The organism is Streptomyces sp. NPDC091972, assembly GCF_044756385.1.
GTDB lineage: Bacteria > Actinomycetota > Actinomycetes > Streptomycetales > Streptomycetaceae > Streptomyces.
The window spans coordinates 436208-458081 of record NZ_JBIVSV010000003.1 but is presented as its reverse complement, the minus strand read 5'-3'; the positions used below and the strand labels follow the sequence as shown (position 1 = coordinate 458081).

Annotated in this window: 19 protein-coding genes; 8 read left to right on the top strand and 11 right to left on the bottom strand. The window is 72.5% G+C overall.

Going from position 1 to position 21874, the window contains the following annotated elements:
• The first annotated feature begins 35 nt into the window (after positions 1-35).
• Positions 36-1856 carry a glycoside hydrolase family 15 protein gene (locus ACIQJT_RS11150; RefSeq protein ID WP_402642110.1) on the top strand — a complete coding sequence of 607 codons (1821 nt, stop codon included), beginning with the start codon at positions 36-38 and terminating at the stop codon, positions 1854-1856.
• 43 nt (positions 1857-1899) lie between these two features.
• Complete coding sequence (locus ACIQJT_RS11145; RefSeq protein WP_402642107.1) at positions 1900-2775, top strand: PhzF family phenazine biosynthesis isomerase; 876 nt, start codon at positions 1900-1902, stop codon at positions 2773-2775.
• Positions 2776-2827: 52 nt separating this feature from the next.
• On the opposite strand, the gene ACIQJT_RS11140 is transcribed toward ACIQJT_RS11145, so the two are convergent.
• Positions 2828-3808 (bottom strand): hypothetical protein, encoded by a 981-nt coding sequence (locus tag ACIQJT_RS11140; RefSeq protein ID WP_402642105.1) that lies wholly within the window; start codon positions 3806-3808, stop codon positions 2828-2830.
• A 160-nt stretch (positions 3809-3968) separates the two neighbouring features.
• Here ACIQJT_RS11140 and ACIQJT_RS11135 point away from each other — a divergent pair, with 160 nt between their 5' ends.
• The gene (locus ACIQJT_RS11135) at positions 3969-6212 is read left to right on the top strand and encodes a heavy metal translocating P-type ATPase (protein ID WP_402642102.1); all 2244 of its coding nucleotides are present in this window, start codon (positions 3969-3971) and stop codon (positions 6210-6212) included.
• Positions 6213-6255: 43 nt separating this feature from the next.
• On the opposite strand, the gene ACIQJT_RS11130 is transcribed toward ACIQJT_RS11135, so the two are convergent.
• The 6 genes from ACIQJT_RS11130 to ACIQJT_RS11105 form a co-directional block, all read right to left on the bottom strand.
• Positions 6256-6708, bottom strand: a complete 453-nt coding sequence (locus ACIQJT_RS11130; RefSeq protein ID WP_402642099.1) for a phospholipase — start codon at positions 6706-6708, stop codon at positions 6256-6258.
• Positions 6709-7035: 327 nt separating this feature from the next.
• Positions 7036-7785 (bottom strand): cupin, encoded by a 750-nt coding sequence (locus tag ACIQJT_RS11125; RefSeq protein ID WP_402642096.1) that lies wholly within the window; start codon positions 7783-7785, stop codon positions 7036-7038.
• Entirely contained in the window at positions 7782-8708 is a 927-nt protein-coding gene (locus ACIQJT_RS11120; RefSeq protein ID WP_402642093.1) for a PmoA family protein, read from the bottom strand. Before ACIQJT_RS11120 ends, ACIQJT_RS11125 begins: the two co-directional genes overlap by 4 nt.
• On the bottom strand, positions 8705-9817 hold the full coding sequence (locus tag ACIQJT_RS11115; RefSeq protein WP_402642090.1) for a Gfo/Idh/MocA family protein: 1113 nt from the start codon (positions 9815-9817) through the stop codon (positions 8705-8707). Before ACIQJT_RS11115 ends, ACIQJT_RS11120 begins: the two co-directional genes overlap by 4 nt.
• Before the next feature lie 232 nt (positions 9818-10049).
• The gene (locus tag ACIQJT_RS11110) at positions 10050-10667 is read right to left on the bottom strand and encodes a TOPRIM nucleotidyl transferase/hydrolase domain-containing protein (protein ID WP_365449032.1); all 618 of its coding nucleotides are present in this window, start codon (positions 10665-10667) and stop codon (positions 10050-10052) included.
• Positions 10668-10857: 190 nt separating this feature from the next.
• Positions 10858-11637, bottom strand: coding sequence for a class I SAM-dependent methyltransferase (locus ACIQJT_RS11105; protein ID WP_402642087.1), 780 nt, complete (start codon positions 11635-11637; stop codon positions 10858-10860).
• A 159-nt stretch (positions 11638-11796) separates the two neighbouring features.
• On the opposite strand from ACIQJT_RS11105, the gene ACIQJT_RS11100 reads away from it, so the two are divergent.
• From ACIQJT_RS11100 to ACIQJT_RS11080, 5 genes are all read left to right on the top strand, one after another.
• The gene (locus ACIQJT_RS11100; protein WP_402642085.1) at positions 11797-13008 is read left to right on the top strand and encodes a sensor histidine kinase; all 1212 of its coding nucleotides are present in this window, start codon (positions 11797-11799) and stop codon (positions 13006-13008) included.
• 17 nt (positions 13009-13025) lie between these two features.
• Positions 13026-13673, top strand: a complete 648-nt coding sequence (locus ACIQJT_RS11095; protein WP_402642083.1) for a response regulator — start codon at positions 13026-13028, stop codon at positions 13671-13673.
• Positions 13674-14042: 369 nt separating this feature from the next.
• Entirely contained in the window at positions 14043-15182 is a 1140-nt protein-coding gene (locus tag ACIQJT_RS11090; RefSeq protein ID WP_365449024.1) for a GNAT family N-acetyltransferase, read from the top strand.
• A 134-nt stretch (positions 15183-15316) separates the two neighbouring features.
• Positions 15317-16546, top strand: a complete 1230-nt coding sequence (locus ACIQJT_RS11085; RefSeq protein WP_402642080.1) for a DegT/DnrJ/EryC1/StrS family aminotransferase — start codon at positions 15317-15319, stop codon at positions 16544-16546.
• 76 nt (positions 16547-16622) lie between these two features.
• Positions 16623-18068 (top strand): glyceraldehyde-3-phosphate dehydrogenase, encoded by a 1446-nt coding sequence (locus ACIQJT_RS11080; protein WP_402642078.1) that lies wholly within the window; start codon positions 16623-16625, stop codon positions 18066-18068.
• Between the two features lie 13 nt (positions 18069-18081).
• Here the strand turns inward: ACIQJT_RS11080 and ACIQJT_RS11075 are convergent, their stop codons facing one another.
• The 4 genes from ACIQJT_RS11075 to ACIQJT_RS11060 form a co-directional block, all read right to left on the bottom strand.
• A complete protein-coding gene (locus tag ACIQJT_RS11075; RefSeq protein ID WP_402642076.1) occupies positions 18082-18702 on the bottom strand; it encodes a DinB family protein in 621 nt (206 codons plus the stop codon).
• A 105-nt stretch (positions 18703-18807) separates the two neighbouring features.
• Positions 18808-20448, bottom strand: a complete 1641-nt coding sequence (locus tag ACIQJT_RS11070; protein WP_402642073.1) for a thiamine pyrophosphate-binding protein — start codon at positions 20446-20448, stop codon at positions 18808-18810.
• A complete protein-coding gene (locus ACIQJT_RS11065) occupies positions 20445-21233 on the bottom strand; it encodes a cyclase family protein (RefSeq protein ID WP_365449014.1) in 789 nt (262 codons plus the stop codon). Before ACIQJT_RS11065 ends, ACIQJT_RS11070 begins: the two co-directional genes overlap by 4 nt.
• A 147-nt stretch (positions 21234-21380) precedes the next feature.
• The gene (locus ACIQJT_RS11060; RefSeq protein WP_234358501.1) at positions 21381-21599 is read right to left on the bottom strand and encodes a hypothetical protein; all 219 of its coding nucleotides are present in this window, start codon (positions 21597-21599) and stop codon (positions 21381-21383) included.
• Between the last annotated feature and the right edge of the window lie 275 nt (positions 21600-21874).

The window sequence follows — 21874 nt, the reverse complement described above, 5'->3', positions numbered from 1 at the left end:
GGGAACCTGCCTAGGCTGATCGGCAGGAGGCTGCGATGAACGGATCAGCCAGGGATCACCTGGGCTACCTGCCGATCGCCGAGCACGGGCTGATCGGCGACCTGCGCAGTGTGGCGCTGGTCGGGACCGACGGCACGATCGACTGGTACTGCTGCCCGTCCTTCGACGCGCCGAGCGTGTTCGCGTCGATCCTGGACGCGGAGCGCGGGGGCAGCTTCGAGCTGGCGGCGGCCGTGCCGGCCCGGACCAAGCAGTTCTACTTCCCGGACACCAATGTCCTGATCACCCGGTTCTACACCGAGGACGGGGTGGGCGAGGTCCAGGACTTCATGCCGGTCGACGGCGACGCGGTGGAGACCGAGCGGCACCGGCTGATCCGGCGGGTGGTGTGCGTGCGCGGTTCGATCCCCTTCCGCACGCGCGTGGCGCCGCGCTTCGACTACGGCACCCAGCCGCACACCGTGCGCATGGTCGGCGATGTGGCGGTCTTCGAGTCCCCGAAGCTGTCGCTGGGGCTGACCGCGACGGTGGCACTGGAGACCGATGGCCCGGACGTACGGGCGGACTTCAAGCTCGCCGAGGGCGAGTCGGCGGTGTTCGCGCTCGATCAGGTCGGCGGCGAGGTGACCCCGCGCCGGTGCGCGCGCACCGAGGCCGAGGAGCAGTTCAACAGCACGGTCGCCTACTGGCGGCACTGGCTGTCCGCCTCCAAGTACCGAGGTCGCTGGCGGGAGATGGTGCACCGCTCCGCCCTCACCCTGAAGCTGCTCACCTACGCGCCCACCGGCGCCATCGTGGCCGCGCCGACCACCAGCCTGCCCGAACAGCTCGGCGGCGAGCGCAACTGGGACTACCGGTACGTGTGGGTGCGCGACGCGGCCTTCTGCGTCTACGCGCTGCTGCGGCTCGGCTTCACCAGCGAGGCCGAGCAGTTCATGGACTTCCTGATCCGGAACGTCAGCCCGGAGGGCCACGGCCCCTCGGGGCCGCTCCAGATCATGTACGGCATCGACGGCCGCACCGATCTGGCGGAGCGTGAACTGCCCCATCTGGAGGGGCATCGGGGCTCGGCGCCGGTCCGGGTCGGCAACGCCGCCGCCGACCAGCTCCAGCTCGACATCTACGGCGCGCTGATCGACTCGGTCTACCTCTACGACAAGTGGGCCAAGCCGATCTCCAGCGGCCAGTGGGACGACGTGTGCACGCTGGTGGAGTGGGTGTGCAAGCACTGGGACCAGCCCGACGAGGGCATCTGGGAGACCCGCGGCGGCCGCAAGAACTTCCTGTACTCACGCCTGATGTGCTGGGTGGCGATCGAGCGGGCGATCCGCATGGCCAACCGGCGCGGTCTGCCCGCCGACCTGAACCGGTGGCGCGAGTGCCGGGACACGATCTACCGGCGGATCATGGACCGCGGCTGGTCGGAGGCGCGGCAGGCCTTCGTCCAGCACGAGGACGGCGATGTGCTCGACGCGGCCGTGCTGATGATGCCGCTGACCAAGTTCATCGCGCCGACCGACCCCAAGTGGCTGTCCACGCTGGACGCGCTGACCGAGGAGCTGGTGTCGGACTCCCTCGTCTACCGCTACGACCCGATGGCGAGCCCCGACGGGCTGCGCGGCGACGAGGGCACCTTCTCGATCTGCTCGTTCTGGTACGTCGAGGCCGTGGTGCACGCCGGCCGGATCGACGAGGCACGGCTGGCCTTCGAGAAGATGCTCACCTACGCCAACCATCTGGGCCTGTACGCCGAGGAGATCAGCAACACCGGCGAGCAGCAGGGCAACTTCCCGCAGGCGTTCACCCATCTCGCCCTGATCAGCGCGGCGTTCAACCTGGACCGGGCCCTCGGCTGAGCACCCGGAATAGCCGCCGCCTGGTCCCATGTTGCCGTCAGACATGACGACGAACGCGCCCCGGCCCGAGGTTCTGCGCTACACCGCCTTCTCCAGCAGCCCCGAGGGCGGCAACCCCGCCGGCGTGGTGTTGGACGCCGCCTCTCTCTCCGACGGCGACATGCTGGCCGTCGCCGCCGAGCTCGGTTACTCGGAGTCCGCGTTCCTCACCGCCCCGCCCGAGGGGCTGGAGGGACCGGAGGGGCGGACGTTCCGCATCCGCTATTTCAGCCCCAAGGCCGAGGTGCCGTTCTGCGGGCACGCCACCGTCGCGACCGCCCTCGCGCTGGCCGAGCGGATCGGCCCGGGAGAGCTGGTGTTCGCCACCTCGGCCGGGACCGTGCCGGTGTCGGTGGCGGAGGAGGACGGGACCTTGCGGGCCACGCTGACCAGCGTCGAGCCACATGTCGAAGAGGTCTCCGACGCGGCCCTCGCGGAGGCGCTGGCCGCGCTCGACTGGCCGGCCGGCGATCTCGACCCGGCGTTCCCGCCCCGGATCGCGTTCGCCGGTGCCCGCCACCTCGTCCTGGGGGCGGCGACCCGCGCGCGCCTCGCTGAGCTGGCGTACGACTTCGCCCGGCTCGAAGCCCTGATGCACCGGCTGGACCTGACCACGGTCCAGTTGGTGTGGCGGGAGTCGGCCACCGTCTTCCACGTCCGTGACCCGTTCCCGGTCGGCGGTGTCGTCGAGGACCCGGCGACCGGTGCGGCGGCCGCGGCGTTCGGCGCGTACGCGCGTGACCTCGGCCTGGTGCCCGAGGACGCGGTCCTCACCCTGCACCAGGGCGAGGACCTGGGCCGCCCCGGCGAACTCACGGTGACCCTGCGCCCCGGCGACCCCAGGGTGCGGGTCGCCGGCACGGGAGCCCGCATCGGCTGATACCGAGCGGCCTTGCTCGGCGGAGGAGTCCGGGCACCCCGTCGGCTGACGGTCAGTGGCCGTGCTCGGCGGAGGAGTCGTGTGGGGCCTCCTGGGCCGGGGCGGCGGCCGCTTCTCCCGTCCTGACGGTGAACGCGGCGGTGTGCACCTTGCCCTCGTGCTTGAAGTCGAGGAACAGCCGGTAGCTGCCGCTGCTGGGCGCTGTCGCCGTGAAGGAGATGTCCGGGCCGGCGGGGGTGGTGCCCGGCTCGCCGTTCGGGTGGACGTGGAGGTAGGCGAGGTCGCCGGAGCGCAGGGCGACCAGGTGGCCGTAGGCGCCGAGGTAGGGCTGGAGGTCGGTGACCGGCCGGCCGCCCCGGGAGACCGTCAGCTTCAGTTCACGGGCGGCGCCGGGGCGCAGCGCTCCGCCGAGCTTGACCTGGTAGCCGTCGGTGGTGGCGGTGGCGTTCGGCGCGGGCAGGTCCCGCGGGGCGTAGCTGCCGGACACGGCCAGGTCCGCGCCGAGGGTGAGGTTCTCGGCGCCCTTCTTGTCGGGGGTGAAGTCGGCGAAGACCCGGTAACCGCCCGCCCGGGGCAGGGAGACGGGGATGCTCCAGGTTCCGTCGGCGGCCCGCGTGGGGTGCAGATGGCGGTAGGTGTTCAGGTCGCGTGAGGCGACGATCAGATGGAGCTCCTTGTCGTGCTCCCGGCGGAAGGCAGTGACCGGGCGGCCGTCGTCGCCCCGGACGGTGAAACGGAGGTCGGCGGTGCGTCCGGCCTCAAGGCGGGGGGTTCGCAGGTCGAGCGTGTAGCCGCCCTCGGAGATCTGGAGCCCACCGGCCGGGGCCGACTCCTGCCCGGAGTGCCCCGCGTGTCCCGACCCGCGTGCGGCCGGCGGTGACTGTGCGGCGTCTCCGCCGCTCGCGTGGGTGTCGTGGCGGGCGGGCGGCTCGTCGTCGACGACAGGGCCCATGCCCTGGCCCACGCCGTACGCGGTGCCGAACGTCGCTGCCAGCGCGGCGGCGAACGCGGTGATCTTCAGTCCAGCGTGCATGACCGGCTCCTCCGGCTCGACAGGGGTTCCCGATGCACTTCACCATACCCCTGGGGGGTATCAAGTCAAGCCGTTCGATCACTTGCTCCGGATACCTGCCCGGGGTATACAGGAGACGCGTCACAGCATACCCCCACCCCGTATCCACGAGGAGCGCCCGATGCCCACCACCGCAGCGGCCGAGACCGAGCTCGCCATCGGCGGCATGACCTGCGCCTCGTGTGCGGCGCGCATCGAGAAGAAGCTCAACCGGATGGACGGGGTCACCGCCACCGTCAACTACGCCACCGAGAAGGCCCGGGTCACCCACACCGCGGACGTCTCGGTCCGGGACCTGATAGCCACGGTCGAGAGGACGGGGTACACCGCCCAGGAACCGGCGCCACCCGAGCCGGCCGCCACCGACGAGGACGAGCCCGACGAACTGCGGTCCCTGCGCGAGCGGTTGGTGACCGCGGTGGTGCTGGCGGTGCCCGTCATCGCGATGGCGATGGTCCCGGCGCTCCAGTTCGAGTACTGGCAGTGGCTGTCGCTGACACTGGCGGCACCCGTGGTGACGTACGCCGGGTGGCCCTTCCACAAGGCGGCGTTCACCAACGCCCGGCACGGCGCGGCGACCATGGACACGCTGATCTCGGTCGGTACGACGGCCGCCTTCGGCTGGTCGCTGTGGGCGCTGTTCCTCGGGACCGCCGGCACTCCGGGCATGAAGCACCCCTTCGAGCTGACGATCGCCCGCGGTGACGGCACCGGGAACCTGTACCTGGAGGCCACGGCCGGGGTCACCGCCTTCATCCTGGCCGGCCGGTACTTCGAGGCCCGCTCCAAGCGCAAGGCGGGCGCGGCCCTGAAGGCGCTGCTGGAGCTCGGCGCGAAGAGCGTGACCGTGCTGCACCCGGACGGTCATGAACAGACCGTGCCTGTGGCCGAGTTGCAGGTGGGCGACCGCTTCCTCGTCCGTCCCGGCGAGAAGATCGCCACCGACGGTACCGTCGTCGAGGGCTCCTCCGCCGTGGACGCCTCGATGCTCACCGGCGAGTCGGTACCGGTGGAGGTCACCCCCGGGGACTCCGTCACCGGCGCCACCCTCAACGCGGGCGGACGGCTCGTCGTGGAGGCGACCCGGGTCGGCGCGGACACCCAACTCGCCAGGATGGCCAAGCTGGTCGAGGACGCCCAGACCGGCAAGGCGGCAGCGCAGCGGCTCGCGGACCGGATCTCCGGGGTGTTCGTGCCGGTGGTGATCGCGCTCGCGCTCGGCACCCTGGGCTTCTGGCTCGGCAACGGCGCCGGTACGGCCGCCGCGTTCACCGCCGCCGTCGCCGTACTGATCATCGCGTGCCCGTGCGCCCTGGGCCTCGCCACGCCCACCGCGCTGCTGGTCGGCACCGGGCGCGGAGCTCAACTCGGCATCCTGATCAAGGGCCCTGAGGTCCTGGAGTCCACTCGCGAGGTCGACACTGTCGTCCTGGACAAGACCGGCACCGTCACCAGCGGCCGTATGACCCTGCTGGCCGTGCACACCGTCCCCGGCACCGACGAGGCCGACGTCCTGCGGCTGGCGGGCGCCCTGGAGCACGCCTCCGAGCATCCGGTGGCCCGCGCGGTCGCCGGCGCGGCGCTGGAGAAGCTGGGTTCACTGCCCGCGCCGGAGGACTTCGCGAACGTCCCGGGGCTCGGTGTTCAGGGCGTCGTCGACGGGCACGCCGTCCTCGTCGGACGCGAGCGGCTGCTCGCGGACTGGGCCGTCGAGCTGCCGGAGGATCTGCGGCTCAGCAGGGCCGCGGCGGAGTCCTCCGGCCGTACGGTCGTCGCGGTCGCCTGGGACGGGGAGGCACGGGCCGTCCTAGAGGTCGCCGACGCGGTCAAGGACACCAGCCGCGAGGCCGTCACCCGGCTGCGGGGTCTCGGGCTCACGCCGATCCTGCTGACCGGTGACAACCGGGCCGTGGCCGAGTCCGTCGCCCGGGAGGTCGGCATCGCCGCCGAGCACGTGATCGCCGAGGTCCTGCCGCAGGACAAGGTCGACGTCGTCAAGCGCCTTCAGGGCGAGGGACGTTCGGTCGCGATGGTCGGCGACGGGGTCAACGACGCGGCCGCGCTGGCCCGGGCCGACCTGGGCCTGGCCATGGGCACGGGCACGGACGCCGCGATCGAGGCCGGTGACCTGACCCTCGTCCGGGGCGACCTGCGGGCCGCGGCGGACGCCATCCGCCTCGCCCGCCGGACCCTGGGCACGATCCGGTCCAACCTGTTCTGGGCGTTCGCGTACAACGTGGCCGCGCTGCCGCTGGCGGCGGCCGGACTGCTCAACCCGATGCTCGCGGGGGCGGCGATGGCGTTCTCGTCGGTGTTCGTGGTCGGCAACTCGCTGCGGCTGCGGTCGTTTCGGGCGGCCCACTGACCTGGCGGGCAGGGGAGCGCTTCCCCCGCCCGCCCCCTTCTCGTCAGCCGAACGCCTTGACCGCCTGGTAGTAGGTCCAGGCGGTGCTGTCGCACGCGGACTTCGTCCCGCCGCCGTACTTGGCGCAGACCCGCTTGAGGTCCTCGTAGAAGGCGCTGTCGAGGCGGGACTTGTTGGCGCTGAAGGCGCCCGCGGCCTTGTAGTTGCGGTAGCCGAAGTCATGGCGGGCGCAGGACATCGAGAAGGGGAAGCCGAAGGGGTTGTCCGGCGAGGAGGAGCAGTAGTCGGTCGACCAGTCGAAGGCGTAGGCGCTCCAGGGGGCCCGGTCGGCGCGGGCGGCGGCCCACGTGGTGTAACTGGACGCGCTGGTCTGCGTCCAGCTCGCGAGGACCTCGGGCTTGTCGGCGGGGGCGGCGTCGGCGGTGGCTGCGGTGGCGACGACGGTGACGAGGGCCAGCGTCGAGGCGCTCAGTGCGGTGGCGAGTCTGCGGTGCATTCCACACCTCCATGAGACCGCGACCCGCCCGTCGGGCCGCAGGTTCATGTCAAGATGATGGGCTTCGCGGATGTCGCCTACACTCCGTGCGCTCAAATGCCCGCTGAACTCCGCGGATTAGACCGGACTGGACGCCGTCAGCGCCGACGCGAGCGGTCGGACGCCAGAGCGACTCGGGGTGGGCGCCTGCGGGCAGGCCCGCCATCGGGACGGCAGCCCCGATACCGCCGAACTACCGTGCCCCGGCAGCGAGTCGGCCTCTCCCGACCCGCGCAGCACCCGTGGTCTGTCCGCGCCTCCTCGCAACTCCCCCTGTAACCAGTGGTGTCACCGGCCGTCGTACGGCACCGTCGTCCCCGGCAGGTTGTACTCGTCGCGTCTGCCGCACATCCCGAAGCCGCCGAGCCGGGTCGGCGCGGCCTCGTGGGCGGTCGCCTCGCCCAGGTACGCCGGTTCCCCGGACGCGAGCGCGTCGAGCTGGGCGCCGGTGCGCTCGGCGGTGGCCAGGGCACCGGCCCGCCACAGCTCGCGCCAATGAGGCACCTTGTCCCGCACCAGTCGGGCGGCGGTCCGCTGGAACTCCAGGAAGGGACCGTTGTCGCCGCCGGCCAGGGCCTCGCGCAGCACGAGGTAGCCCTCGACGGCTAGGTCCCTGCGGCGCCGGGCGGCGGCGGCCGTCTCCGGTCCGGTGCCCGGCGGGAGCAGGGCCGCGGCGGCGTACCGCGCCGGGTCGGCGAGGACCTCCGGCGGGAAGGTGAAGACGGCGTCCCCGGCCTCGGGCAGGCCGCTGTTCTGCATCAGCACGGTGATGCGCAGATCACCGCCCTGGACCATGCGGTGCACGGTCCCCGGGGTGAACCAGGCGATCGAGCCGGGCTCCAGGGGGATCTCGCGGTAACCGTCGGGGCTCAGCGTCTGCACAGTGCCCCGGCCGCCGGTGACGACGTACGCCTCGGTGCACACCAGGTGCAGGTGCGGGCTTCCGCCGCAGACGCCGTCGGCGGCCTCCCAGTCGTAGGCGCTCAGGTGGGACAGGCCCACGGCGCCCGGCAGCGGGTGGGGAAGGCCCGGCTTCACCAGGGCAGGCCTTCCAGGCGCGCGGAGACGCGGTCCGCGTCCCAGGCGCCGTCGGCCACGACCAGCCGGTAGCGGTATGCGAAGGACTCCCCGGGCGGCAGCTCGAACTCCTCGAAGAACGCCCACGAGAACGCGACCGTCGGGAAGGGCTGGGAGCGCACGAACCAGTGCGACTCGTGGATCGCGGTCCCCGGATCGAGGTTCTCCGGGGCGTGCGCGAAGACGAGCGTGGAATGGGCGTCCACGTCGTCGTGCTCGGCGCTGAAGGCGAGCCAGGGGCCCTGGCTGCCCATCAGCTTGTCCGCGTCCGCGTCGGTGTCCGGACCGAAGACCGCGCCACCGGTGAAGTCGCGGGGGCCGCGCCACTGGAGCCCCGTGTACCCGGCCATGTCCCGGCCCGCGGTGGTGGGGGAACCGAAGGCGAGCGGCTCGGCCCGCAGGTTGGTGAGCCGGATCGACCAGTCGAGCACCCAGGAGCCGGCCTCCTCGTCGACCGAGTGGACGGCGAGTCCGCGCTCCTCCCGGGCCCACTCCTCGCCGCCGTTCTCCACCCAGGTCAGCGCCTCGGTGACGTCCAGCCGGGCCTCGCCGGCCTGGAACGCGGTGAAGCCGTCGTGCCGCATCGAGCCGACGCGCTCCGGCAGGGGGAGGTAACCCTGGCCGTGGACATAACAGTTGCCGCCCCAGAAGTTCTGCCCGGACAGATGGCTCGCCGTCATCTGCAGACCCTTGTGCCAGCGGTGGTCGTTGGGCCGGTAGCCGGTCACCGTGCGGCCGGAGAGGGTGCGCACGGGGTGGGCGTACGGCTTCCGGGCCTCGAAGGCGTCGGGGTCCGGGCGGTAGACGTAGCGGAGGATCTCCGTGCCGTTCGCCGCCTCGACGGCGATGTGCTCGCCGTGGGCGTGGCTGACGCGGATGCTCATGCGCGCTCCTTGGGGGCCCAGTGGGGGTGGTCGCCGTGCATGGCCGGGTAGAAGGGGTCGCCGGGCGCGATCTCGCCCGCGTGGACGGGCTTCCCCGTGAACGCGGACTTGTAGAGCGCGGCGGCGAACTCGAGCGTGGCACGTGCGTCGGCGCCGCTGCCGGGGGGCCTGACACCGTTGTCGTACGCATCGAGGAGCGCGCCGAGCTGGGCCGTGTGGGAACTGGGCACGTCGGCGGCCGGCGTGCGCCAGGCGTCGACGCGGTCGGCGGCCACGTGGGGGGCGGGCGTGTAGGTCCAGTCCTCGTTGCGGTGTCCGTACAGATGGGTGAGTTCGACGGTGGCGTCGGCGCAGTCGATGCGGATGCGGCTCACCTCGTCGGGTGACAGCACGCTGTTGACGACGGTGGCGAGGGCGCCGTTCTCGAAGCGGACCAGTGCGGTGGAGACGTCCTCGCTCTCGGTGTCGTGGACCAGCCGGGCGGCCATGGCGCGGATCTCCGCCCAGGGGCCGAGCAGGTACAGGAGGAGGTCGTACTGGTGGATGCCGTGGCCCATGGTCGGGCCGCCGCCCTCGCTCGCCCAGGTGCCGCGCCACGGTACGGCGTAGTAGGCGGCGTCCCGGTGCCAGGTGGTCTGGCAGTGCGCGACCCGGGGGGCGCCCAGCTCGCCGCTCGCGATCAGCTCGCGCGCGTGGGCGGCACCGGAGCCGTAGCGGTGCTGGAAGATCACCGAGGCGTAGGCGCCGGACGCCGCCTCGGCGGCGGCGATCTCGTCGTACTCGGCGAGCGACAGGGTCAGCGGCTTCTCGCACAGCGCCCAGGCGCCCGCCTTGAGGGCGGCCACCGTCTGCTCCCGGTGCAGCGACGGCGGGGTGCCGATCAGGACCAGGTCGGGGCGTACGGCGTCCAGCATCTCGTCGACCGAGGCGTACCCGGCGACCTGGCCGCCCGCGAGCTCGCGGAAGGCGTCGAGTCTGCCCTGGTCCACGTCGACGGCGGCGACCAGTTCCGTGCGCTCGGCGTGAGCCCTGAGCGCGGACAGGTGGCTGCCGCTGACGATGGCGCCGGTGCCGACCACGGCTGCGCGGCGGCGGGCTGGACGGGGCATACGGTCCTCCTGGGACGTCCGGCGCGGGGACGCTGACATGCGGGGAAAGCGCTTGCTCCCCGGGTTGACCCTAGATCCCGGCGATTGTCCTAACAAGACCCCCGGCGGTGATATCGGTGAACACACCACGCACACCGTTCCCCACCCGCCCGACTCGGGTGAGCCGGTGCGCCCACGTCCCCGCCCCCGCCTCCCGGTGCTCCTGCTCCGGCCGGGGGCGGGAGATCCCCTCTCAGAGGGCGGCGAAGAGGTCGTCCAGCGGGGCCGGTACGCGGTCCGGGTCGAGGGCCTCCACGAGGACGCGGCCGTAGTGGATCTTCCGGCCCGACTTCGTGCCGATGAAGCGCCGCAACTGCTGCTGGGCCGTACGGTCCCGCTGGGCGGGCTGGGACAGGAAGGTCTGGAGTTGCCGCAGCTCGCCCTCCTCGCGCACGAGTTCCCGCACCCGTGGCACCCCCAGCGCGCGGATGAGCTCGTCCTCCAGGTCCGCCGCGCAGACGAAGTACCCGTCCGGCTCCGCACCGGCCCGTTCCCAGCCCCGGGCGTAGAAGGGCCGTTCCCGCTCGTCGCACAGTCCCGTCAGGCGCAGGCCCAGGCCCGACGGGCCCAGCAGCCCGGCGAAGCGGCCGACGCTCATCGCCCCGCCCATCGCCAGGACGCAGAGCCCCTCGGCGGCCAGGTCCCGGCCCCGGCTCGCGGCCAGCGCCTCGACCGCCGCCACGTCGCTGGGTCCTTCGAGCAGGACGACGGTCCGGACGGACAGTCGTGCGGCCAGTTCGCGTGCCGGCTCGCCGGGGCCACCCGCCGCCCACGCCGTGACCGCGTCCCGGAACTCCCCCATGTCAGCCATGGGACGAGTCTGTGCCCTCACCGGCCCCGGCGACAGGCAATTTTCACCGCCGCCACCGCACCGGCCCGCCACCCCGGGCAGTGTCCGGACCGGAACGGGCCCCGGCCCGTGCTTCCCGGCCACCCGGTGACCGCATCGCCGACCCCCTCTGTGCTCCGAACCAGCGCCGGCGTCAGGCCATTGCAGGGGCCTACGCCACCCCGTGCGTCACACGGATCTTGGACTGGCCGTGCGGCAGCTCCTCCCAGTCCTGCATGAACCTGGCGTGCAGACCGTGCTTCTCCGCCAGGGCCACGAGCGTCTCGACGCGGTAGTAGAAGTCCTCCCGGAGCACATGGTGCTCCTCGCCCTCGGTGCGGTCGAAGGTGAAGTCGAACCAGCCGCCCGGGGCGAGGACCCGGCCGACGTGCGCCAGGCACTCCTCGATCACGGGCAGCGGCGAGTGCGAGAAGACGCTGTGCGCGTGCACGACGTCGAAGTGGGCGTCCGGCAGGAAGCGCAGGGTCAGGTCGCGCACCGGCGTCAGGTTCGGCAGCCGCTTCTGGAGGGACATCTCGACAATGGTGTCCTGCGCGGCGAAGAGGATGTCGGGCGAGATGTCGATCCCGTAGTAGTGGCCGGGCTCCAGATGACGGATGAAGCGCCAGCCGCCGCGCAGGTTGCCGCAGCCGATCTCCAGCATGCGGTGCCCGGGACGCAGACCGTGGCCCACCAGGTAGTCGAACTGCATCGCGCCGAGCGCCAGCCAGCGCTCCCGGTTGCGGCTGCCGACGGCCGCGTCCGGGTCGGCGCGGGTGTCCGAGCGCATCACGGCCCGGTAGTAGGAGATGTGGTCCGGGTGCAGGCGACGCAGCCACAGGTCGCGGGCGGCGCGGGCCACGTGGCGGGGCACGCGGTCGGGGTGGCGCAGGGCGTAGCCGACACGGTGGCCGAGGGCGGCGCGGTTGGCGGTGAGGTTCCTGGCGGGCATCGGGAGGCCTTTCGGAGGGGTTCGCTCTGCCCCAAGCCTCGGTGCGGCGGCCGGGGGTCCGGCTCGGCCGACAGGCTCGTGCCGCGGGGAGGTCCGGGCGACGGCCGTGTCAGCCGATCGGTTGATGCGGTCCCGCGCCCGGCACGTTAGACACGGAGCATGGACCACACCGATCCGGACGCGCGCTGGCTGGGCGCGATCGTGCACGGCGCGTTCTTCGTGCTGCTGGGCTCGTCGTTCGCCCGCTTCCTGAGCCGCGACCAGGGCGGGGCGCGCACCGGCTGGGTGGTGGCGCTGTTCGCCATCTTCTGTCTGCTGTACGTGCTCGGCCACCTGCTGGCCCCGCCGCCCCGCCCGGGACTGCCGCCGACAGGCCGTCATCTGGTGTGGCTCGGTTCGGTCACCGCCGTGTGGGTCGTGCTGCTCGCGCTCGCGCCGAGCGCCACCTGGTGCGTGATGCCCCTGCTGTTCGCCGGACTGCACGCGCTGCCGCCGAGGATCGCGGTGCCCGTGGCTGCCGTCCTCACCGCGCTGGTCGTGCTCTCGGAGATGCGGGTGGCCGACGGGCCGCTCAACCCCAACATGGTCGTGGCCCCGCCGGCCGTCGCCGCGGTCGCCACCGCCGTGCTCGTGCATCTGCAACGGCAAGGTGCCCGGCAGCGCCTGCTGATCGGGGACCTGGTGCGCACCCGGCACGAACTCGCCGCCACCGAGCGGCGGGCCGGGGTCCTGGCGGAACGGCAGCGGCTGTCCGCGGAGATCCACGACACCCTCGCGCAGGAGCTGTCCAGTCAGCGGATGCTGCTCCAGGCCGCCGAGCGGGTGTGGGAGGCCGACCGGGGCGCGGCCCGGGAACACGTGCGGGCGGCGGCCGGGATCACCTCACGCGGCCTTGCCGAGGCCCGCCGCTTCGTGCACGACCTGGCCCCGGCCGACCTCGCCGAGCGCTCCCTCGCACAGGCCCTCGCCGAACTCGCCCGGCGCGAGAGCGGTCCGGGGCTGACCGTGGGGTTCCGGCTCGACGGGGAACAGGGGCCGCTGCCGGAGCGGGTGGCCGCTGCGCTGCTGCGGATCGCCCAGGGCGCGCTGGCCAACGTACGGGAGCACGCGGCGGCGACCCGGGCCGCGCTCACGCTGACGTGGCTGGACGACCAGGTGTCGCTGGACGTCGCCGACAACGGGCGGGGGTTCGAGCAGACCGGGCAGACCGAGCAGGGGGCCTCGCGGTCGTCGACGCGCGGGCACGGGCTTCCCGCGATGCGGATCCGGGCCCGCCAGGCCGGCGGCACCCTCACCGTGGAGTCCACGCCGGGCGAAGGCACCGTGGTGTCGGCCGCCGTCCCGCTCGTCGTCGAGGAGCCCGCCCTGTGAGTACGCCGCCGCGCCCCGTGAGTACGCCGCCGTCCTCCTCCCCCGTCCGGCTGCTGCTCTGCGACGACCATGCCGTGGTGCGCGCCGGGCTGCGGGCCCTGCTCTCCAGCGCGGACGGCATCGACGTGGTCGGGGAGGCCGCGACCGGCGAGGAAGCACTCGCCATGGCGGCCCACCTGCGCCCCGACGTCGTACTGATGGATCTTCAGCTCGACGGCGGTATGGACGGGGTCACCGCCACCCGGCGGCTCACCGCCCAGGGCGAGCGGGGCCCTCGGGTGCTGGTGCTCACCATGTTCGACACGGACGCCGACGTCACCCGCGCCGTCGAGGCGGGCGCCACCGGCTATCTCCTCAAGGCGGAGCAGCCGGAGGAGCTGTTCTCGGCCATACGGGACGCGGCGTCGGGCCGCGGCGCGCTGTCCGCCCCGGTGGCCGACCGGCTGCTGACCCGGCTGCGCAGCCCGCGCCCCGCCCTGTCCGCCCGCGAGCACGAGATCCTCGGGCAACTCGCCCTCGGCCTCGGCAACCGGGAGATCGCCCGCGCCCTGTTCATCAGCGAGGCCACGGTCAAGACCCATCTGGGGCGCATCTACGGCAAGTTGGGCGTCGAGACCCGGTCGGGCGCGGTGGCCGTGGCGAAGGAACGACGACTGCTGCCGTGACCGCAGGCGGGAACCGACGGCTCCCGGGCGGATCTCCCGCAAGTGCACCGTCAAAACCGGGCCGGACACGGTCACCGCCGCCAAGGAGCTGCGGCTCCCACCGTGACCGCAGGCGGGAAGGGCCGGCTCGGGCCGATCCACACCGAGCGGAACGCCGTGACCCCGCCCGGCACCGTCACCGTGGCCGGAGCTGCGACTCCCGCCGCTTGCCGGAGGCGGGAACCGGCGGCGTCCGATCCGCACTCTTCCGTTACGGCAGGCACCCTTGACAGCATGCGTACTGTTTGGCGACGTTTGATCCTTGCCGGCACTTCGACCGGCGGGACGCGGACGCCGCGTCGTGGGGGGAATTGGGGGGAACGATCGCCCATGCGGTCCATGAGCAGTGACACGGACATAACGATCCACAGACCCGGAGAACTCGACACCGCGCTCCGCACGGCCTGGCACCGGGCGATGGACGAGTCGCCCGACTACGCCAACCCGTTCCTGGCACCGGAGTTCGCGGCCGGGATCGACCGGCACCGCGGCGGGGCCCGGGTGGCGGTCCTGCACCAGCGCGGCGAGGCCGTGGGCTTCCTCCCGTACGAACGCGGCTCCTTCGGCGTCGGCCGGGCCATCGGCCTCGGACTGTCCGACTGCCAGGGCCTCGTGCACCGTCCCGGGGTCACCTGGGACACCCGGGCGCTGCTGAAGGCGTGCCGGCTCTCGGTGTTCGAGTTCGACCACCTCGTCGAGGAGCAGCAGCCCTTCGCCCCCTATGTCACAGGGACGTTCGCCTCCCCGGTGATCGATCTGAAGGTCGGCAGCGACAGTTACCCGGAGTGGCTGCGCGGCGCGTACCCGGGGCTGGCGAAGACGACTCTCAAGAAGGAACGCCGACTCACCCGCGACCTCGGCGAGATGCGGTTCGTGTTCGACGAGCGCGACCCGCGGGCCCTGCGCACGCTGATGCGGTGGAAGTCGGCCCAGTACCGCAGGACGGGCCGGATGGACCGGTTCGCGCGACCGTGGATCGTGCGCCTCGTCGAGGACCTCTTCCAGGTCCGCGAGGAGCACTTCACCGGGGTCCTCTCCGTGGTGTACGCCGGTGACCGGCCGGTGGCCGCCCACTTCGGGCCGACCTCGCGCACGGTGTTCGCTCCCTGGTTCACCGCGTACGACCCGGAACTGCGCTACTACTCCCCCGGCTTGATCATGCACCTGCGGATGGCCGAGGCCGCGGGCCGGCGCGGGATGCGGCTGATGGACATGGGGCGTGGCGACAAGGAGTGGAAGGACTGGCTCAAGACCCGTGAGCTGCGCGTGGCGGAAGGATTCGCCACCCGTCCGCACCCGGTCGCGACCGCACACCGCCTGTGGCGCCGGCCGGTGCGCGGCCTGCGCAACACGGTCAACGCCCACCCGGCCCTGCGCGAGCCCGCCGACCGCCTCCTGAAGACCGTCGGCACCCTGCGCACGTCCGGGCACCGCTCGGACTCCGGGAGCGCGGGACCGCTGGCGAGCTGACGCGAGCCCGCTCACCCGGTTCGCAACGGGGCGCCCGCGCGCGGGTCCTCTCCCCCGCCCCTGCCGCGGCCCGCCCAGGCCCATCTCTGGTCCTTCCCCGGTCCTTTTCTGGCCCGTCGACACAAGGGGTGCCGATGCCGTACGGCTCGCGGCTGGCCGCGACGATGACCCGCCGACTGGGACGCGAGTGCGTCTACACGCCCTCCGCCCGGCTGGCCCTGTACCTGGCGCTGCGGCGCTGGTGCCGGCCGGGCGCCCGGGTGCTGATGTCCCCGGTGAACGACGACGTGATCCTCTTCGTGGTCCTCGCGGCCGGACTGCGCCCCGTGCTGGCGCCGGTGTCCGTGTGGGACGGCAACATCGACCCGGCCGCTGTGCCGGAGTCGACCTGGCGCGAGGTGGACGCGGTCCTGACCACCAACCTGTACGGCGTGCCCGACCGGGTCCTCGAACTGCGTCGCCGTTGCGACCGGTTGGGGATCCCGTTGTTCGAGGACGCCGCGCACGCGATCGGCAGCCATGTGGACGGGCAGCCGGTCGGCACCTTCGGCAGGGCGGCGGCGTTCAGCCTGTCCAAGCACGTGGCGGGGATGGCGGGCGGTTTCCTCGCGGTCGAGGACGCGCGCACGCGCCGGGAGTTGGAGCTGCTGCGGGACGATCTCCTGACCCCCGGCAGGCTGCGCGAGGACCTCGCCACGACCCTGCGTCCGCTGGCCCGGTCCGCCGTCCGGTCGCTGCACCTGGTGCGCCCGGTGTGGCGGACCATGGAGCGCCTCGGGCTCATGGAGCGGGACGCGTTCCGGATGGCTCTGCACGCGCCCCGGCTCGCCGCCTCCGCCCGGGAGGCCCCGAGCCTGCCCGCCTACGAGGGCTGGGTCCGCGTCGACCTGCACGGATACCGTTCCCGGCACGGCGCGCTGGTCCGCGGCCAGTTGGGCCTGCGGATGGCCCGGCTCGACGAGGACCTGGCCCGGCGCAGGGCCGGCGTCGCGCTGCTGGCGGGCACGAAGTGGGCTTCCCCGGCACTGCGCGACCGGACGGCGCACGACGGCCCCCTCCCCCTGTTCCGGGTGCCGCTCCTGGTCCACGACCGCGACGCCCTGGTCCGGCGGCTGGTGCGGCACGACCTGGTCTGCGGATACGTCTACGACCCGCCGCTGGACGACTACGCGGGCGCGGAGTTCGTCGAGCCCTCCCCCGACCCGGCGCCCGCCCGCTGGTTCGCCGCGCACACGCTCCCGGCCGATCCGCTGCTGGCCCGACGGATCGTGGCCGCGTTCACGAAGGAACGGGTGGCCGACGCGCACCCCGCCCTGCTGCGGCCGGTCCCGGACGCCGCACCGCCCAAGCTGCTGGGGCAGTGAGCTCCGCCACCCCGACGATCGATCAAAACATCAGGGGGTTAGCATATGAGCGCTGCCTAGCTCGAAAGAGAATTCTGTGACTGTCAAGGACGACTCGTTCACCGACTGGAAGAACCGCGAAGAGATCGCGGAATCGATGATCCCGATGATCGGGAGGCTGCACCGGGAGCGTGATGTAACGGTTCTTCTCCACAGCCGTTCCCTGGTGAACAAGTCGGTGGTCAGCATCCTCAAGACCCATCGGTTCGCCCGGCAGATCGCCGGCGAGGAACTCTCCGTCACCGACACCCTGCCCTTCCTCCAGGCCCTCACCGAGCTGGACCTCGGCCCCTCGCAGATCGACATCGGCCGGCTGGCCGAGATCTACAAGGGCGACGACCGCGGCCTGTCGGTGGCCGAGTTCACCGCCGAGGCCGTGGCCGGCGCCACGGGCGGCAACAAGATCGACCGCCGTGAGCCGCGGGACGTCGTCCTCTACGGCTTCGGCCGCATCGGGCGCCTGGTGGCCCGGCTGCTGATCGAGAAGGCCGGCTCCGGCAACGGACTGCGGCTGCGCGCGATCGTCGTGCGGGGCGGCGGCGAGCAGGACATCGTCAAGCGGGCCTCGCTGCTGCGCCGGGACTCCATCCACGGCCAGTTCCAGGGCACGATCACCGTCGACGAGGCCGAGAGCGCGATCATCGCCAACGGCAACACCATCAAGGTGATCTACGCGAACGACCCCTCCGAGGTCGACTACACGGCGTACGGCATCAAGAACGCCATCCTCATCGACAACACCGGCAAGTGGCGTGACCGCGAGGGCCTCTCCCAGCACCTGCGCCCCGGCATCGACAAGGTCGTGCTGACCGCGCCGGGCAAGGGCGACGTCCCCAACATCGTGCACGGCGTCAACCACGACACGATCAAGCCGGACGAGCAGATCCTGTCCTGCGCGTCCTGCACCACCAACGCGATCGTGCCGCCGCTCAAGGCGATGGCCGACGAGTACGGCGTGCTGCGCGGCCACGTGGAGACGGTCCACTCGTTCACCAACGACCAGAACCTGCTGGACAACTACCACAAGGCCGACCGCCGGGGCCGTTCCGCGCCGCTCAACATGGTGATCACGGAGACGGGCGCCGCCTCCGCCGTCGCCAAGGCGCTGCCCGAGCTCAAGGCGCCGATCACCGGCAGCTCGATCCGGGTGCCGGTGCCGGACGTCTCCATCGCGATCCTGAGCCTGCGCCTGGGCCGTGAGACCACCCGTGAGGAGGTCCTCGACCACCTGCGGGACGTCTCGCTGACCTCCCCGCTCAAGCGTCAGATCGACTTCACCACGGCCCCCGACGCGGTCTCCAGCGACTTCATCGGCTCGCGCCACTCCTCGATCGTCGACGCCGGCGCCACCAAGGTCGACGGGGACAACGCGATCCTCTACCTCTGGTACGACAACGAGTTCGGCTACTCCTGCCAGGTGGTCCGGGTCGTGCAGCACGTGACCGGGGTGGAGTACCCGACCTATCCGGCGCCCGCGGCCTGATCCCGCCCGCGGGTCAGTGCCGGCGTTCCCGGTACAGGTCGCGCAGCAGGGCGATCTCGGCGCCGTGGTGCAGGACTTCCTGGTTGACCCACCACACGATGTCCAGGAAGGGCTCCTCGGCATCGCTGCCGTGCGGGTAGGTGCAGCGGCCCACGGTGTCGAAATCGCTGTCGTCGGTGGCGCGCAGCGTCGTGCGCCAGGCGTCGACGGCCACGTCGAAGGCGGCGATCGCGTCGGCGGCGGTGCCGCTGACGCGGTAGTCGTCGCGGGTGAGGGCGTGGCTGCCGGTCGTGTGGTCGGCGCGCAGGAGGAGCATCTCGCAAAGATGGCTCAGGCGCCACGCGAGGGTCGTGAACGGCGGCGGTACCGGGTGCGGGTGGGGTGCGGCGTCCCGGCCCCAGTCGCCGGCCCCCGTCAGGAAGGCCGCCCGCGCCCCGGGGCCGTCCGTACGCCGCCGGACCGACCAGCAGTTCGGCACCGGTTCCCAGAGGTACTCCTCGTCGGTCAGCGCGCCGACCGGGGTCCGTGAGCCGTCGCCGCTGTCCATGACCGGCCCGGCGAGCCGGCCGGCCAGTCGCTCGCAGGACCAGTCGAACTGGTCGAGCAGTGGGGCGAGGCGAGGTCCTGCGGTCATCGGTGCTCCCCTGGGTGGTCCGGCCGGCCAGGCTGGCACATCCCAGGGGCGCCCCGCCTCTGCTTTTCCCGCCTCCGGGCGGAGTGCGGGACTCCCGTGGCCGCCCTAGTGCCCCCGGAAGGCCTCCTCCAGCCACCACGCCCCGCGGTCCCGCACCACCTTGGCGTCGATCAGCAGCGGTGCGGAGCGCGGTCCCGCGACCCAGTCCGCCACGGGCTTCAGATCCGTCCGTGTGCGTACGGTCACCGCGTCGAAGCCGTAGCCGCGGGCCACGGCCGCGATGTCGGTCGGCGGGAACACCACCGTGTCGAGCGGGTGTCCGTCGGGTCCGAAGTGGTGCACCTCCGCCCCGTAGCCGTCGTCGTTGTACACGACGACGACCATGGGCAGCCCGAGCCGCCGTACGGTGTCCAGTTCGGCGGCGCCCATCAGCGCGCCCCCGTCGCCGAGCGCGGCCACCGGAAGCCGGTCCGGGCGGGCCAGGGCCGCGCCGATCGCGGTGGCGAGACCGAGGCCGATCGACTGGTAGGCCTGCGTGAAGCAGAAGCCGTCCTGGTCCGGCACCGACAGGAACATGCTCGGGTGGCCCATGAAGTTGCCGGAGTCCACGCCGATCACCCGCTCCGCCGGGAGGATGTCGTCCAGCGCGATGCTGAGGGTGCGGGGATCGATCCGGTCGCGGGTGCCCGTGTCCTCGTAGGGCACGTCGCGCCAGCGCACCCGCGCCGCGACGGCCTCGGCGATGTCGGGGGTGCGCAGGCCCTGCCGTCTGTCGCCGGAGGCCGCCAGGACGTGTCGCGCGGTGAGTTCGACGTCGCCGGTGACCCCGAGATGCAGCTCCCGGTGCGCGCCGAGGGCCGCGGGGTCGTCGTCGACCTGGACCACGGTCGTGCCGGCTCCGATGAGGGCGCCGTGCCGCATGGTCCACATGTTCAGTGCGCAGCCCCAGCCGACAATCACGTCGGCGCCGCCGATCAGTTCGGCCGCCAGGGGCGATGCGAAACCTCCGGAGACGTCGAGCGACCAGGGGTTGCCGTGGAACAGGCCGCGGGCGACGGCCGAGGTGGCCAGCAGCGCGCCGCAGTGCTCGGCGAGGGCTTCGAGCGCGTCCCGGGCGCCGGGTGAGCGGCAGCCGCGGCCGGCCACGAAGACCGGTCGCCGCGCCTGCTCCAGCACCCGCACGAGGGCCGCCGCTCCGGACGCGTCCGGTGCGACCGCGGGGCGGCGCGGCACGGGTGCCACCCGGGCGAGGGTCCCGTCGGGAACCTCCGCCGCCTGCACCTCCAGGGGGAGGTTGAGGAGCACCGTGCGCCGCTCGTGCAGAGCCCGCCGCACCGCCGCGACCGCCTGTTCCACGGCGTCCTCGGCCGAGGTGATCCGCAGCGGCATCGCGCCCACCGCGGCGCCCAGCGCGTCCTGGTCGACGTGGAAGTTGGAGGTCGGCCGGGTGACCTCGGCCGCGAGCACCACGAGCGGTGTGCGGCTCTTGGCCGCCTCGGCGACGCCCGTCATCGCGTTCGTCAGCCCGGGCCCCTGGTGGACGCTGACCGCGGCCACCGTGCCGCTCACGCGCGCGTAGGCGTCGGCCATCGTGGCCGCACCGCCCTCGTGGCGCGCGGCGACGAAACGCGCGCCGGCCGCGACGAGCGCGTTGGTCAGGTGGAAGTTCCCGGATCCGACGACGCCGAAGACCTGCTCGACGCCGGCCGTGTGCAGGGCCCGTCCGACGGCCTCCGCGACCCTCATGACCGCTCCACCAGTGCCAGCACGCGCGCCGGGGAGCCGGAGCCCGCGACGATGGGCAGCGGCCCCGCGACGACGACACTGCCCGTGGCGGGCAGCGCGTCGAGGTTCCGGAGCTGGGTCAGGCCGTACTTGTCGCTGCCCATCAGGTAGGAATGGCAGGGGAAGGCGGGCTCGAAGGAGTGCCCGCGCCCGGCGTCCGTGCCGACCGTCTCCACCCCGAGCCCGATCACGGGCGACTCCTCGGCCACCCAGCGCGCGCACTCCGGGGACAGACCGGGGGTGTGCGGGCCGTTCTCGTCGGCGTTCAGGAAGGCCTCCTGGGAGTGCGAGCGGGCGTCCCAGCCCGTGCGCAGGAGCAGCCAACCCCCGTCCGGCAGCGGTCCGTTGTGCTCCTCCCAGGTCTTCACGTGGTCCACCTCCACGAGGAAGTCGGGGTCCTTGGCCGCCTCGTCGGTGAAGTCCAGTACGGCAGCGGGGGCGATCAGCCGTCCCGGCGGTACGGACGCCACGTCGGCGAGGTCCTTTCCGGTCACCCAGTGGTTCGGGGCGTCGAAGTGGGTGCCGGTGTGCTCTCCGCTGCGGAAGTTGTTCCAGTACCAGGCCGGTCCGCGGTCGTCGTACCGGCTGATCTCCTCCAGTTCGAAGACCGCCGTCTGGCCGAACTCCGGCGGCAGTTGGATCACGGGCGTGGACGACGACAACGGCGAGGTGAGATCGACGACTTCGATCGAACCGGCCCGCAGGGCGGACACCAGCGCGGCGAGAAGGGACGGCTGCTCGTGCATGAGGGCCTCCTGGAACGCTCCGAGGCTGCCAGCATGGCATCGCGCGGGCCGTCGGCGTCACCGTCTTCCCTGAAGGAGCCCGCGGTGGGACCCGGGACCACGACGGGCCCCGGATCGGATGATCCGGGGCCCGTGGCAGGCGTGCGGTCAGTTCACGCCGACGTGGGCGTTGACGCCGAGCGCGACACCCTCGGCGGAGACGAAGGCACCGGCGTCGGCGCAGACCTCGAGGTGCGCCACCTGGAGGTGGACACCGGCAGCGGTCGCGGCGGCGACGCCACCGGCGACGGTGTCCAGGTCGGCGTCGGTGAGCTCGGCTGCCTCGATGTGGGGGGTGACGTTCATGGCGCGCGGTTCCTTTCGCATGAGCAATCCTCAAGGAGGGGGGACACCGGATGGAAGCACGCCGGGCATGAACACGGCCAGTCAGTCGGCCCTGCCCAGCCGTAAGTTGTCGGTATCGGCTTCACCGCCGTCGCAACACGGTCACCCGATCCCCCTGTTTCTTCACAGGATTTGCTGGAGCGGTTTCCGCGCCTTCAACTCCGTGAGGTGCCCAAGACGGACACTCCGCCACCAAAGAATCCCGCGCCGGGACGTTCATGACTACGGTTCAGTTTCCGCGTGGCCGGCCGGTGAAC